General features: G+C 58.5%; 14 protein-coding genes. 6 read left to right on the top strand and 8 right to left on the bottom strand.

Annotated features, from left to right (window positions below; genetic code table 11):
* Positions 1-55 precede the first annotated feature (55 nt).
* Positions 56-718: a hemolysin III family protein gene (locus GOW09_RS03560; protein ID WP_171115698.1), complete on the top strand. Its 663-nt coding sequence runs from the start codon at positions 56-58 to the stop codon at positions 716-718.
* A gap of 127 nt (positions 719-845) precedes the next feature.
* Here the strand turns inward: GOW09_RS03560 and GOW09_RS22760 are convergent, their stop codons facing one another.
* The 4 genes from GOW09_RS22760 to GOW09_RS03545 form a co-directional block, all read right to left on the bottom strand.
* Positions 846-977, bottom strand: coding sequence for a hypothetical protein (locus GOW09_RS22760; protein WP_256368121.1), 132 nt, complete (start codon positions 975-977; stop codon positions 846-848).
* Positions 978-1,680: 703 nt separating this feature from the next.
* Positions 1,681-3,150: a carboxypeptidase M32 gene (locus GOW09_RS03555; RefSeq protein ID WP_171115696.1), complete on the bottom strand. Its 1,470-nt coding sequence runs from the start codon at positions 3,148-3,150 to the stop codon at positions 1,681-1,683.
* A 1-nt stretch (position 3,151) separates the two neighbouring features.
* Complete coding sequence (gene ctaA, locus GOW09_RS03550; RefSeq protein ID WP_171115694.1) at positions 3,152-4,300, bottom strand: heme A synthase; 1,149 nt, start codon at positions 4,298-4,300, stop codon at positions 3,152-3,154.
* A 59-nt stretch (positions 4,301-4,359) separates the two neighbouring features.
* Positions 4,360-5,103, bottom strand: coding sequence for an RNA methyltransferase (locus tag GOW09_RS03545; RefSeq protein WP_170344120.1), 744 nt, complete (start codon positions 5,101-5,103; stop codon positions 4,360-4,362).
* 155 nt (positions 5,104-5,258) lie between these two features.
* Between GOW09_RS03545 and GOW09_RS03540 the strand changes: the two genes are divergently transcribed.
* Positions 5,259-5,879 (top strand): thiamine phosphate synthase, encoded by a 621-nt coding sequence (locus GOW09_RS03540; protein WP_171115692.1) that lies wholly within the window; start codon positions 5,259-5,261, stop codon positions 5,877-5,879.
* Here the strand turns inward: GOW09_RS03540 and GOW09_RS03535 are convergent.
* Positions 5,876-7,018, bottom strand: a complete 1,143-nt coding sequence (locus GOW09_RS03535; protein ID WP_171115690.1) for a HupE/UreJ family protein — start codon at positions 7,016-7,018, stop codon at positions 5,876-5,878. The two genes, GOW09_RS03540 and GOW09_RS03535, sit on opposite strands and share 4 nt — an antisense overlap.
* Positions 7,019-7,189: 171 nt before the next feature.
* On the opposite strand from GOW09_RS03535, the gene GOW09_RS03530 reads away from it, so the two are divergent.
* The 3 genes from GOW09_RS03530 (at position 7,190) to GOW09_RS03520 (ending at position 9,733) form a co-directional block, all read left to right on the top strand.
* Entirely contained in the window at positions 7,190-8,083 is an 894-nt protein-coding gene (locus GOW09_RS03530; RefSeq protein WP_171115688.1) for a PfkB family carbohydrate kinase, read from the top strand.
* Positions 8,080-8,991, top strand: a complete 912-nt coding sequence (locus GOW09_RS03525; protein WP_171115686.1) for a pseudouridine-5'-phosphate glycosidase — start codon at positions 8,080-8,082, stop codon at positions 8,989-8,991. Before GOW09_RS03530 ends, GOW09_RS03525 begins: the two co-directional genes overlap by 4 nt.
* A 64-nt stretch (positions 8,992-9,055) precedes the next feature.
* Positions 9,056-9,733, top strand: a complete 678-nt coding sequence (locus tag GOW09_RS03520; protein WP_152458130.1) for a DUF502 domain-containing protein — start codon at positions 9,056-9,058, stop codon at positions 9,731-9,733.
* Here the strand turns inward: GOW09_RS03520 and GOW09_RS03515 are convergent, their stop codons facing one another.
* From GOW09_RS03515 to GOW09_RS22270, 3 genes are all read right to left on the bottom strand, one after another.
* The gene (locus tag GOW09_RS03515) at positions 9,734-10,759 is read right to left on the bottom strand and encodes a patatin-like phospholipase family protein (RefSeq protein ID WP_171115684.1); all 1,026 of its coding nucleotides are present in this window, start codon (positions 10,757-10,759) and stop codon (positions 9,734-9,736) included.
* A 64-nt stretch (positions 10,760-10,823) separates the two neighbouring features.
* Positions 10,824-11,597 carry a 3-hydroxybutyrate dehydrogenase gene (locus GOW09_RS03510; RefSeq protein ID WP_171115682.1) on the bottom strand — a complete coding sequence of 258 codons (774 nt, stop codon included), beginning with the start codon at positions 11,595-11,597 and terminating at the stop codon, positions 10,824-10,826.
* Positions 11,598-11,731: 134 nt separating this feature from the next.
* Positions 11,732-11,950, bottom strand: a complete 219-nt coding sequence (locus GOW09_RS22270; RefSeq protein ID WP_217360255.1) for a hypothetical protein — start codon at positions 11,948-11,950, stop codon at positions 11,732-11,734.
* Here GOW09_RS22270 and GOW09_RS03505 point away from each other — a divergent pair.
* A complete protein-coding gene (locus tag GOW09_RS03505) occupies positions 11,895-13,712 on the top strand; it encodes an extracellular solute-binding protein (RefSeq protein ID WP_171115680.1) in 1,818 nt (605 codons plus the stop codon). The two genes, GOW09_RS22270 and GOW09_RS03505, sit on opposite strands and share 56 nt — an antisense overlap.
* The last annotated feature ends 304 nt before the right edge of the window (positions 13,713-14,016 follow it).

Raw genomic sequence — 14,016 nt, 5'->3', positions numbered from 1 at the left:
TAGCTCTCGGGATGATCCGCTTGCCCGAAGCCATTCTGCCGCCTAGCCTTTTCATATGTGGTCTTTTGCGCATATCCGACCAGCTTACAGTCGCACGGAACGGATCAGCGACGGTGTGGTCCATGTGCTCGGTGTCTCAAGTGCGTTGGTTGCCGTACCCCTGCTGATCACAATGACCATCTATTACCGGTATGATCAATCTGCGGTTCTGGGTGCCTCGGTTTACGGGGTGACGCTGATACTCATGCTCACGTTTTCCGCCTTGTACAACATGGTCGAAAACGAGGAATGGCGCGGGTTCCTGCAGCGCCTCGATCATTCCGGCATCTACGTCAAGATCGCAGGGACGTATACGCCGTTTCTACTGTTGTCCGGTGCTCAGCCCCCCGGGCTGCTACTCGGATTGTGGTCTTCGGCGACGCTTGGGTCGGTTCTCAAGATGCTGGACCCAAACCGGTTCCGTTGGTTCGGGCTTGCGTTATACCTATTGATGGGTTGGGCGGTGGTCTGGGCCGGGCAATCCATGTTGGCTGACCTGTCCCCCACAATCGTCACGCTGATGATTGCCGGAGGGCTCGTGTACACGGCCGGGGTCGCCTTCTACCTGCTGGATTGGCTGCCGTTCCACAATACGATCTGGCACGTATTTGTGTTGGTCGGCAGCGTTTTGTTCTTTGCAGCCGTCGCGACCCGGATTGAACTGGTGCCAGTGGTTTAGGTCAATCTGTGCATGTTTGTTCGGCAAGTGTTTGGGCAGAATGAAAGGACGCGCCACCCAAAATCAGCGTTCAGTGTGAAATCAAAAAACAATCTGACTTTCATATATCGCAGGCTCCTATCGATCTTCACGTGATCGGATTTGTGCTAGCAGCGCTCTGGCCCAAAGCATTCACCGCTTCAAACCAGTCAAGCATCACATCGCTGCAGCCATTTGGAACACCATGCCCGATTTCATAGCCGATAACCGAAATATTCAAACCGGCCTCACAGTCCCTAGGAATGCGCTGATCATAGCCTTCTTGCTCAAAAAACTTGGTCCTCTTGAAAACTCGCAGAAGCCCTGAACTTTAGCGTGGCTTCCACGGCGCCTATAAATCCTGGATCAGACCAATCAGAACCGGGTATGGCGAAGGGAACCTCTGCTGTCGTAGCCATGGCGGCAATACATGTCGAAATCTGTTGATGCGCACTTTTCCGGTTCGCCGCGGGAATGGCCGGTGGTTACGATCTGTGCCAGATCAATGGGGAATCGTGCCAACACCTCCTCAAGCGTATTTGGCAATGAATTCAGAAACATCGCGCCTATCGTGAGAGTCACTCCAAACCCAGCCTGTGCCCCGGCCATTCTGGTGCTCAATTTCCAGCGTGGTCGGAACGACGCTGGCCTACCGGCGTTCAAGTACCGGTGTGACAGGAAACACACTCTGAAGCACCCGTTGCGCCGTTCCGCGAGATCCATGAAGAAAAATCACGGTTGAACATGGTCATTCGCCCTTCGGACGCAAGACATTGGGTTGTCACCCAGAAACCATACATGAAATACCCGCGCGCCCGAATTCCTGTGCTTGTTACAGGTGTGAAAACTTTTTGCACGTCGCGCTGGTTTGAGTATTCAAGCCAAAGCCAATGTTGCAGCGTATATGGCAAGAAACCTTACCAATCGGCTACCGATTCATGACGTCACAGCCCGTACAATCCGCTGAACTTCTGTTCTAGATAGTCCAGCAAAGGTTCGGGCCCCGGCTCTACTCCACTCGCCCTCTGGATAATCTCGCGTGGCGCATAAAGCCCGCCATGTTGCTGGACGTGTTCGCGCAGCCAAGCGGTTGCGCCTGTTGTGTCACCTTCTGCCAGTTGCTCATCCAGTTCAGGAACTGCGCCGCGCAGTGCCTGATACAGACATCCTGCATAGACATTGCCCAGCGAATAGGTCGGGAAGTAACCGAACAGTCCAACCGACCAGTGCACATCCTGCAAACAGCCGTTCGACGGTTTGTCGACCGCATAACCGAAGTCGGCCTTGAACCGGTCATTCCACGCCGCTTCCAGCTCGCTGACCTGCAAGTCCCCGGCCATCAAAGCGCGCTCTAGATCGAACCGAAGCATGATGTGCAGATTATATTGCACTTCATCAGCTTCGGTGCGGATATAGCCGTTGTGAACCCGGTTGACGGTAGCGTAGAAAGCATCTGCATCGGCAATTCCGAAATCGCCGAATGCGTCTTTCATCTGATCGAACAACCATCCCGTAAACGCACGCGAACGGCCAAGCTGGTTTTCATAGATCCGGCTTTGGCTTTCATGCACACCCATGGACACGCCGCGCCCCAGCGGCGTCAGCAGGTAGTCGCGGTCGATCCCCTGTTCGTAAGCCGCGTGGCCGACCTCGTGAATGGTGGAATAAAAGCAGTTGAACGGGTCCGTTTCGCTGGTTCGCGTTGTGATACGCACATCCAGGCCCGAACCCGAGCTGAACGGGTGAACCGCCTTGTCGACACGGCCGTTGTTGAGGTCATAGCCGAAGGCGACCGCCAGTTTTTGCGTAAGCTGCATCTGGGTCAGCTCGTCAAAGCTTCCGGTCAGCGCGGCAGGTTCAGGGCGTTCCAGAACGGCCGCGCGCAAGGCCACAAGACGTGGGCGCATCTCATCGAAAATGGCCGCGATCTGAGCGCCAGTCGTACAGGGTTCATAATCCTCGACCATGGCGTCATAGACGTCTCCGCCCTGTGCCAGCACCTCGCCTTCCTGACGCTTCAGCGATACGACCTCTTCCAGTACAGGAAGGAAGGCCGAGACATCTTCGTCCGCGCGCGCCTGTGCCCATGTTCCCTGTGCGGCGGACGTGGTCCGGGCAATCGCCGTGGCCAGATCAGCGGGCACCTTGACCGCCCGATCATAGGCGCGCCGGATTTCCCGCAGCTGCGCCTTTCCGACTTCATCCTGAGGCGCGGCCTGATCCAGCCACTCTGCCACGCGCGGATCCGATCGGCGCGCGTGCAGGACGGCCTCGATCGCCGCCATTTCCTCGGCGCGTTGAGGCGAGGCCCCGCGCGGCATGACGGTTTCCTGATCCCAACCCAATCGCCCAGCGATTTGGCCCAGTGCCGAGGTTTCACGCTGAAAAGCCATCAGTTCGTCGAAAGCGGTCATGTTATTTTACTCCGCGCACAGATGTTGCGATTGGATATGCAGTCAGGAACCGCGCGCGCAGGATAAGGGTCCAGACGACGACGGCCATAAACTGGTGGAAGATGGCGATCTGCCAGGGCGCTCCGTAGACGACGGTCACAATGCCGACGACAACTTGCAACGACAGGGCCGCGAAAGCCGCGTTGAAGGCGAAGCGCGTCTGAGGATGCGCGCTGGCGCTGCCGCGGCGCCAGACGACAATAGCAAAGATGAACAACAGGTAACCTGCGCAGCGGTGAATAAACTGCACAAGCCCCGGGCTTTCGAAGAAGTTGCGCCACATCGGCTCCAACGCGGTGGCGTCCGGCGGCAGCAGCTGCCCGCCGATCAGCGGCCAATCGGTATAAGACCGTCCGGCGTCGATCCCGGCGACAAGCGCGCCAATGAGTATTTGCAAAAAGGCGAAATGCATCAGGCCGGTGGACAACGAGAACAGTTTCGCTTCCTTCATGCGACGCGCCTGCATCAGGTCACGTTCTTCCCGGCCAAGCTCGAAAATATACCAGGCGAGGAATCCGAGAATTACGAATGCCAGCCCCAGATGGGTGGCCAGGCGATAGCTGGCGACGGCGGTCATCCCCTCGCCCTGCGTCACACCCGATGCGACCATCCACCAGCCGACAGCACCCTGCACACCGCCCAAAAGGCCGGGGATCAGCAGCTTGCCGGTCCAACCCGTGGGTATCTTGCGGGCCACGAGGAAGCCCAGGAAACCGATGGCCCAGACCAGCCCTATCACGCGGCCCAGTTGGCGATGCCCCCATTCCCACCAATAGATGGTTTTGAAGTCGCTCAGCTGCATCCACTGGTTCTGAATGCGCCACTGGTCAATCTGCTTGTACTTGTCGAACTCGGCCTGCCAGTCTGCCTCGCTCAACGGTGGAACGGCTCCGGTGATTGGGCGCCATTCAGTAATCGACAGCCCGCTGTCAGTCAGCCGCGTCAGACCGCCGACAGCGATCATCACCACGACCAAAGCGAACAGGATCATCAGCCAGGCACGGATTGCCTTGCGCGCACCGCCACGCCCCCGGTCGATCATACCGGGTTGAACAGCCTGTTGTTTTTCGGTGTCCGAGACCTCTTCGAAGATGCTGCGCTTACCGCTCATGCTGTCCTCATGTCCTGATTTCGTCGCAAGCTAGGGCTTGGTGGAAGATAGGTCCAGCCTCAGCCTTTGTCTTTCCAGCGGACCATCTGCCGCATGATCCCGTGCAGCATCTGCACGTCGGCCCGCGTCATCCGCATCCGCGACCACAGGTTGCGCAGGTTGATCTTCATACCCTCGGCCTTTTCGGGAGGATAGAAGAACCCGGCCTCTTCCAGCCGGTCCTCGTAGTGTTCGACCAGTTTCTCGACCTCGATCCCCGTGGCCCAGTCCCCCTTGCCCAGATCGGTGGATTCATGAACCACGTCGCCGGTCTGGCGCATCCACTCATAAGCGGTCAGCAAGACGCATTGGCCCAGGTTCAGCGACGCGTATTCCGGGTTCACGGGCACCGAGATGATTGCGTTTGCCTTGGCGATGTCTTCGTTCTCCAACCCTGCGCGTTCGGGGCCGAACAGAACCGCAACCTTTTCACCCGCCGCGACCTTTTCGGCGGCGATCTGCATGGCACGCTCGGGGCTGTAGACGGGTTTGGTCAACCCGCGTTGCCGAGCAGTGGTGGCGAAGACAAAGGTGCTGTCGGCCAGCGATCCGGCCAGATCGTCAAACAGCTGCGCTTCGTCCAGCAACCGGCCCGCACCGCTGGACATGGCCACCGCCTTGGGGTTTGGCCAGCCGTCGCGGGGCGCCACGATGCGCATCCGGTCCAGTCCAAAGTTCCACATCGCCCGGGCCGCGGCACCGATATTCTCACCCATCTGCGGGCGAACAAGCACGAAGGAAGGCTGGGATTTGTCGCTGGGCATGGTTCACCTTGTAAAAACTTGGCCTGCTGTAATCGGCAGGCTCTTGCAGGGCAAGGCGCTGGGGCTGGAATTTGCATGGTCTCGGCCATAAAAGTTTGCTTCCCCGCCGCAATCCGCTAAACCGCGCCAAAGACCAAAAGCCGAAGGACGCGCCCATGGACACCCCCGAGCAGCCGCAGATTTACCTGATCACGCCTCCGACCATCGAGCTGAGCACGTTCCCCGCCAAACTGGCATCGGTTCTGGACGGGGCCGAGATCGCCTGCATCCGCCTGGCGCTGGCTGGCAACGACGAAGACAGCATCGCCCGTGCTGCTGATGCCTGCCGCGAGGTTGCCCACGCCCGCGAAGTGGCCATCGTTATCTCGAACCACGTGCTGCTGGCGCAACGTCTGGGGCTGGACGGGGTGCACCTGGATGACGGCGCACGTTCGGTCCGTGCCGCGCGCAAGGAGCTGGGCGCGGACGCGATCGTCGGAAGCTTCTGCGGCGCGTCCAGCCATGATGGCATGACGGCGGGCGAACATGGCGCGGATTATGTGGCCTTCGGCCCCGTAGGCACCGCCACGTTGGGCGACGGAACCCGCGCCGAAAAGGATCTGTTCCAATGGTGGTCCGAGATGATCGAAGTTCCGGTCGTGGCCGAAGGCGGCCTGACGCCCGAACTGATCGGCGATCTGGCCCCCTGCACCGATTTCTTCGGCATCGGGGACGAGATCTGGGGCGATGACGACCCGCTGGGTGCGCTGAACAGGCTGAGGGCGGCAATGTCTTAAGCCAGCAACCAGGGTTCAGCCATCCAATACACGCCGATCCCGGCGATCAGCATCGAGGCCAGAACCGAAATCCGGCCTCGTTTTCTGTGTGACCCGCCTGCAACCAAAAGCGCGCAGGCAAAGGCCACAACAGCCACAAAGACGACAGGCAGTAGATTTCCGACGCCAAACCCCAAAACAGCCGGGGCCAGATGATCGGGCGGCACCCCGATCTTTGTCAAATCCGAAGCCAGCGCCAATCCGTAAACACAGCCTGCGGCAAACACGGCCAGCAGGCGCCAGACCTGCAAGTGCCGGGCCACCAGGTTCCATAGCGCCAGAATGATGATCGAAGCCACCAAGGCCTGATCCTGCAAGCTTTCCGGCAGGTCCAACACGCCGTACATGTCCAACCCGAGCCCGACAAAACCCCCTGCTGCCAAAAACGCCACCTGAGACATCACAGGCCGCAGGCTCAGCGTCAGCATCACGAGCGTCAGAACAACGATGGTTGGCTTGAGGGGGCTTTGAACAAACCGGCTGATCCCCTGTGCCAAAAACGTCTGCAATGTCTGCTCGGTCGTCAACGACGCCCCGCCCCGCAACGGGATCAACGGGCTGATTTCTCCGGCCGCCAGAAAGCCAGTATACGGGGCCACAACCTTTTGCTGGCGAAGCACGACCGACCCGCCTTGCAACGGCCAGGTCAGGCGCAGGTTCGATGCCTGATCCGACAAATGTGCGGTCAACAACAATTTGGAAACACGCACTTTTTCCACATCCCCCACAACGGGAATGCGCACACCTTCATAAGACAGGTCTAGGCGTTCAGGCGCTTCGACCACAAGGTTCTGCTTCCAGACCTGAACGAAATTTCTGATCTGCGGTTCCAGTTCCGATGACACCATTCGCCGCAGAGATCGGTACTTTGAATTGCCGGAATAAGCGTCGGGTTGTGTCGGATCGGTACCGACCAGCATGGCCTCGGCGTTCAGTTTCACCTCGAGAAACAGAGTGTCATCCTTGACCCAGAAATCAATGACCGTCGGCGGGGCCGTTTGCGCCTTTACGGATCCCGGATGCAAGGTCAGAAGAACGATAAAACTCAGGGCGCAGGTATTGAGGGCTCGGAGGATGGCACGGAAGACAGGGCCATTCATACGAAACGCTCCAACAGGAAAATATAATCACCAATCATTGCTTTTGATTGTTCCCGCGAAGACCACGGATCGCAAGCCCAAAGGCGATATCGACCCAGGCCGGTCGGGAATCTCTTGTTGCGATGACGTTCCGGCTTGCACGGGCAACACCGCTGCGGCATGACGTCCCCTATGACTCAGAACACCAATATCCTGTGCATCGGCTCGGTCCTGTGGGACGTGATCGGCCGATCGGCCAGCGCCATGCGACAGGGCTCGGACGTGCCGGGCCGGATCACCCGCCTGCCCGGCGGCGTTGCGATGAACATTGCCATGACACTGGTTCGTTTCGGCATGACACCCACCCTGCTGACCGCCATTGGCCGCGATCCCGAAGGCGACGAACTTGTCCATGCCTGTTCGCGCCTCGGCATGGTGACGGATCACATCTATCGGTCGCAGGATTTGCCGACTGACCGCTATATGGCCGTCGAAGGTGCGAACGGGTTGATCGCGGCGATTGCCGACGCGCATTCGCTGGAGGCCGCAGGCGCTAAAATACTGCATCCGTTGATGCACGGGCCTCTGGGCTATGAGAACGCACCATTTGAGGGCCCGATCGCACTGGATGGCAATCTGACACTGGACCTGCTGGAAGAAATTGCCCAAAGCCCTGCTTTTGCGCGTGCGGATCTGCGCGTGGCCCCGGCATCGCCGGGCAAGGCCGAACGACTGCTGCCGTTCCTGAAACATGCCCGCGCCACGCTGTACGTGAACCTCGAAGAGGCCGGTATCCTGTGCCAGCGCGAGTTCACCGATTCCGAATCCGCGGCCAAAGGCCTTCTGGATCGCGGCGCGCTGCGTGTGCTGGTCACCGACGGCGGCAATTCGGCAACCATCGGCAGCTCGACAGAAATCCTGACGCAAACACCCCCTGCCGTTCTGGTCACCCGCGTGACCGGTGCCGGGGATACCTTCATGGCGGCCCATATCGCCTCAGAATCCGGCGTTGCATCCAGTGACGAGGCTCTGACCCGCGCTCTGCACGCCGCTGCAACCTACGTTTCCGGAGAAACCCCACTGTGATCGACATCCAATATTCTGCCGAGGTCCGTACCGCCAAAGATGCGGGCCTGCCCATCGTCGCGCTGGAAAGCACCATCATCACCCATGGGATGCCCTATCCGCAGAACATCGAAGTCGCGGTACAGGTCGAACAGGACGTCCGCGATGCGGGTGCGGTTCCTGCAACCATGGCCGTGATCGAAGGCAAATTGCATGTCGGGCTAGAGCAGGATCAGCTGCAATGGCTGGGTCAGGCCCAAGGCGTTGCCAAGATCTCGCGCGCGGACATGGCGGCGTGCATCTCGACCGGTGGCACCGGGGCCACCACCGTTGCCGCCACGATGATCGCCGCGCACTATGCCGGGATCGAGGTTTTTGCCACCGGCGGTATCGGCGGCGTGCATCAGGGGGCCGAGACCACCTTCGACATCTCTGCCGATCTGCACGAGCTTGGGCATACGCCCGTGACCGTCGTCGCAGCCGGGGCGAAGGCCATCCTGGACCTCGCCAAAACGCTTGAGGTTCTGGAAACCCTGGGCGTGCCTGTGATCGCACATGGCCAGGACGAGTTTCCTGCGTTCTGGTCGGCAAAGTCGCCCTTAAACGCGCCCCTGCGCATGGACAGTGCCGATGCCATCGCCAAAGCCCACACGACCCGCCGCGCGCTGGGTCTGCCCGGCGGGCAGTTGGTGGCGAACCCGATTCCAGCCGCCGATCAAATCCCGGCCGAGGAATTGGCCCCCATCATCGCCGAAGCCCAGTCAGATGCAGATGCCCATCGCATCACCGGCAAAGCCGTGACCCCCTATCTGCTGCAACGTATCTTTGAAAAGACCGAAGGCCGGTCATTGGTCGCCAACATCGCCCTTGTTCGAAACAATGCGCGTTTGGCGGCCAAGATCGCGCAAGCGCTCGTCAAACAGAGGTGACGTTAACCTATTGTACCAAGGCCGTGGATTGACTACCTAAATCCGGAAACCATTCGGAACCGCAATGAATACACCCTTCGACGAAGAGCCTCACCGCCGCCCGGGCATGCTTTCACGGCTGCGCGCGTCCTTTTTGACGGGCATCGTGGTCATTGCGCCTGTCTGGTTGACGGTCTGGCTGATCTGGTCGGTGGTCGGCTGGATAGACAGCGCGGTCCTGCCGCTGGTGCCCCAACAGTTCCAGCCCGAACAATACGTGGGCATCAACCTGCGCGGTGTGGGTGTGGTGATCTTCCTGATCTTCACCGTTCTGGTCGGCTGGATCGCCAAGGGCATTCTGGGCCGTTCCCTGATCCACTTCGCCGAAAGCGTTGTTGATCGGATGCCCGTCGTGCGCTCGGTCTATTCCGGGATCAAGCAAATCTCGGAAACGGTGTTTGCCCAGACCGAGCGTTCTTTTGAAAAAGCCTGCCTGATCCAGTACCCGCGTCGCGGGATCTGGGCCATCGGCTTTGTCTCGACCAGCGCCAAGGGTGAGGTCAGCCAACGCGCCGAAACCGGAGGCGAGCTGTTGAGCGTGTTCGTACCCACAACACCTAACCCGACATCTGGGTTTCTGCTGTTCTTCCCCGCAGAAGACGTGATCCTGCTGGACATGAGCATCGAAGACGCCGCCAAACTGGTGATTTCGGCGGGGCTTGTATACCCGAATGGAAAAGACCCGACACAGCCGCCCGAGTGATCAGCTGAACATCGCAGGCAGATCAATTGTGCTGGTCTGACCCAAATCGTCCTTATGGTTGGCAAGAAAACCGTCTGCGGCGTTCCGTCCGGCCTGTTTCAACTTATGCAGAATGACCGGATTGGGCACGGTTTTGGTGGCAACAGACAGGCTGTTCATCAACTCGTTATCTGCAATCATGTGAACCAGCACGCGGCTCATCTCTCCGGCCGTCAGCTTGCCCTCTTTCAGCAACCGTTGGACAAAGCTGATCGCCCGCAACTCGCGAAACAGGGATGAGTTGAAGCTGATCTCGTTGATCCGGTTCTGAATTTGCTGCGGTGTGACCGGAACTTCGTCGCGCTCCAGCGGATTGATGTTCACGATCACCACGTCATCCGGCAAATCATCGTTGAACAGCGGATAGAGAGCCGGATTGCCGGTATACCCTCCGTCCCAATAGGCTTCGGTCCGGTTTGTCTTCGGATCGAAAATCTCAACCGCCTTGAACAGGGTCGGCAAACAGGCCGAGGCCAGGATGGCGTCGGTGCTGATTTCGTCGCCGGTAAAGACGCGGATCTTGCCGCTGCGTACGCAAGTGGCACACACAAACAGGCGCGGGCCTTCATCTGCGCACACCTCGTCGAAATTGAACCTGTCCACCACCGGCTTCAAAGGGTTGCTGTAGAACGGCCCGTACGCATAGGGCGACACCATCCGCGACCAGGCATCCCCAATCGAAAACGGCACCGAATATTCCATCGCCTGCGCAATGGCCGCCGGTTCAAGGCCGCGAAACCAGTTAGCAAAGCGCATGTCGCCAATAGCGCCCATGCGCTTCCACAACCCGTCCAGGCGCGCCCGCGCGCCTTCGCGCCCGGAATGAACCATTCCAGACTTGTAGGCCGCACCGTTCAGCGCCCCTGCGGAAGTTCCGGTAATGGCAGCGACCTCGATGTCTTCCTCGTCCAAAAGACGGTCGAGCACACCCCAGGTGAACGCCCCATGCGCCCCACCCCCCTGCAAAGCCAGATTGATCCGCTTCATACCGCAACCCCTTCATTTTTTCCAAAATACTCTGGGGGTGTGGGGGCAGCGCCCCCGCAAAACCTCAAAGCGCGGTCCAGCCACCATCGACGGAAATTGTGGTTCCGGTGATCTGAGCGGCCGCGTCCGAACACAGGAAGATAGTCGTTCCACCCAGTTGCTCGACCGTGGCGAATTCCTTGGACGGTTGCCGTTCCAAAAGAACGTTCTTCACAACGTCCTCACGGCTCATGTTGTATTCTTTCATCGTGTCGGGAATCTGGGACTCGACCAGCGGCGTCAGCACATATCCCGGGCAGATGGCGTTGCAGGTGATCGGCTCCTGCGCTGTTTCCAGCGCTACGGTCTTGGTCATTCCCACCACACCGTGTTTGGCTGCAACATATGCCGCCTTGAAAGGGGATGCCGTCAGACCGTGGGCCGAGGCGATGTTAACTACACGTCCCCAACCCGCCTTGCGCATCATCGGCAACGCGGCCGCCGTGGTGTGAAAGGCCGAGCTCATGTTGATTGCGATAATTGCATCCCATTTATCAACCGGGAATTTGTCGATCGGTGAGACATGCTGAATCCCGGCATTGTTCACCAGAATGTCACAAGACCCCGCCTGTTCGATCAAGGATCGGCATTCCTCGCCCTTGGACATGTCGGCCTTGATGTAGCGGGCATTGGTTCCGGTCTCTTTCGCAATTTCGGCGGCCAGCGCGTGATCTTCATCGCGATCGGTAAAGGAATTCAAAACCACATCGGCACCGGCCCTGGCCAGCTCGCGCGCGACGCCGAGCCCGATGCCCGAATTTGATCCCGTGATGATTGCCGTTTTGCCGGACAGGCTCATGTCCATTCTCCCTCAAGCGTTGATCAGGCGCACCATGCCATGCTGCACCTGCAAAGAAAACGGGGAAACATGTGGGATTGGAATACCGGCCTGAGACTTCCACAGGCAAAAAAAACGCCCGCACGAAGCGGGCGTTAAGTTATTGAGGCAGGTTTCATACAGGCAAGAAACCTATCGAGCAGTGCAACCTTTATAAGCAATTCTGCGCCTTGGTCCAAGCTAAAAGTTTGATAATAAGAAAAATCATCACTACGGTGAATACCAACAAAATAAGGCCAGAGCAGGATTGTTTCCAAAATGAGCCCGGATTTTCTCCGTCCGTTTCGATCACTTGTGGCGGGAATCGCCAGCATTTTCGTGACCTCTGTCGCCCATGCAGAATCGTCTCATGGCATAGCTATGTATGGGGACCCGGCCCTACCACCGGATTTTGTGTCACTCCCATACGCCAACCCGGATGCACCCAAAGGCGGCAAAGCCGTGTTCGGAAACACGGGCGGCTTTAACAGCCTGAACCCGTTTTTGCAAAAAGGCACCTCGCCATGGCAATTGCCTTTCTGGACCCATGAAAGCCTGATGGGGCGGTCATGGGACGAACCTTTCACACTTTACGGGCTGTTAGCCGAATCAGTTGAGACCGATCCAGACCGGTCCTGGGTCGAATTCACCCTGCGGGAGGAGGCGCGGTTTTCCGACGGCAGTCCGGTCACGATCGATGATGTTATCTGGTCTTACGAAACGTTGGGCACGCAGGGGCATCTGCGCTATCGCGGTCTTTGGGGCAAGATCGACAGTATCGAACAAACCGGCCCGCGTTCGGTGCGGATCACGTTCAATGAACCCGACCGAGAGCTTGCGCTGCTGGCCGGGATGCGCCCGATCCTGAAAAAGGCGCAATGGGAGGGCAAGGATTTCGCGGATGCACAACTGCATGATGTGCCGATTGGAACCGGCCCCTATGTGATCGAAAGCTATGAAGCGGGACGCTTTGTGAATCTGCGACGCAATCCGGACTATTGGGGGAACGACATCCCGTTTCGCCGCGGCACCATGAACCTTGATGAGCTGCGGATCGAATTCTACGGCGACGGCAGCGTCTTGTTCGAAGCTTTCAAGGCCGGAGAGCTGTCAGCCGTGCGTGAATTCAACGCCGACAAATGGGACACGCAATACAACTTTCCCGCCGTGCAGCGCGGCGATGTCATCAAGACCGAAATTCCGCATGGAAAACCTTCGGGAATGACCGGATTCGTGATGAACACACGAAAGGCTCCGTTCGACGACTGGCGCGTGCGCGAAGCGCTGATGCTCGCGTTCAACTTCGATTTCATCAACGATACGGTAACCGGTGGTGCGCAACCAAGGATCACGTCTTATTTCTCGGGCTCCGACCTTGCGATGCAGCCCGGCCCGGCCCAGGGGCAGGTAAAAGACCTGTTGCTTCCTTTCGCTGACATCCTGTTGCCCGGCACGCTGGAAGGGTATGAACTGCCGAAAGGCGACGGGTCGGCCCGGAACCGGGCAAACCTCCGCAAGGCCGCCGGACTATTGGCCGAGGCGGGATGGACCGTTCAGGATGGCGTGCTGCGCAATGCAAATGGTGATGCCTTTCAGATGACTTTCCTGCTTCAACAGGGTGACAGCGAGATGGCAACCGTGGTCGAGATCTATTCCCGTGCGCTGGAACGTCTTGGCATCCGGGTCACGACGGAACAGGTCGACAATGCCCAATATGTCGGGCGCACGTCTGAACTGGACTTTGACGTCACGACGTTCCGCCGGGCGCTTTCCCTGTCTCCCGGCAATGAGCAGCGTCTTTATTGGGGCAGCGAAACTGCCGATGCCCCCGGCACTCGTAACCTGATGGGCGTATCTTCGCCCACGGTTGATGCCATGATCGATGCCATGCTGGCCTCAAAAACCCGCGAGGACTTTACCTCGGCCACCCGCGCGCTGGACCGGGTATTGACGGCAGGCCGCTATGTCATCCCGATCTGGAGCTTCGACATCGGGCGCATTGCTCATGTCAAAGACCTTAAGCACCCGGAAATTCTGCCCATCTATGGCGACGGTCCGCAGTACATGCCCGAAGTCTGGTGGTACGACGCCCGGTAAAAAGGCGCAAACCCAAGACCAGGCGTTGTACATGTGAATTCGGCTGGTCTTTCCAATTGAAGTTTCCGAAAGACGGAAGCTTGAAGTTCCAGCTGTTTCATACAAACAGAGCTCAGGAAATTTCCACCAATCGGCAAATTTCAGCACATTACCATCCCACACAAGATATCGTTTGGCCGCATTGGAAGCATCGTAATCAGCGACCAACATCGTCACATGCAAGCGATCCAGAAAGAAACACCCACAAACAGTTTTACTTATCCGGAAAATATGCATATATATTGCGCATTTAGGCTTAGTAACG

This window comes from Ruegeria sp. HKCCA5463 (assembly GCF_013034175.1).
GTDB lineage: Bacteria > Pseudomonadota > Alphaproteobacteria > Rhodobacterales > Rhodobacteraceae > Ruegeria.
This window is presented reverse-complemented; position numbering and strand designations above follow the sequence as displayed.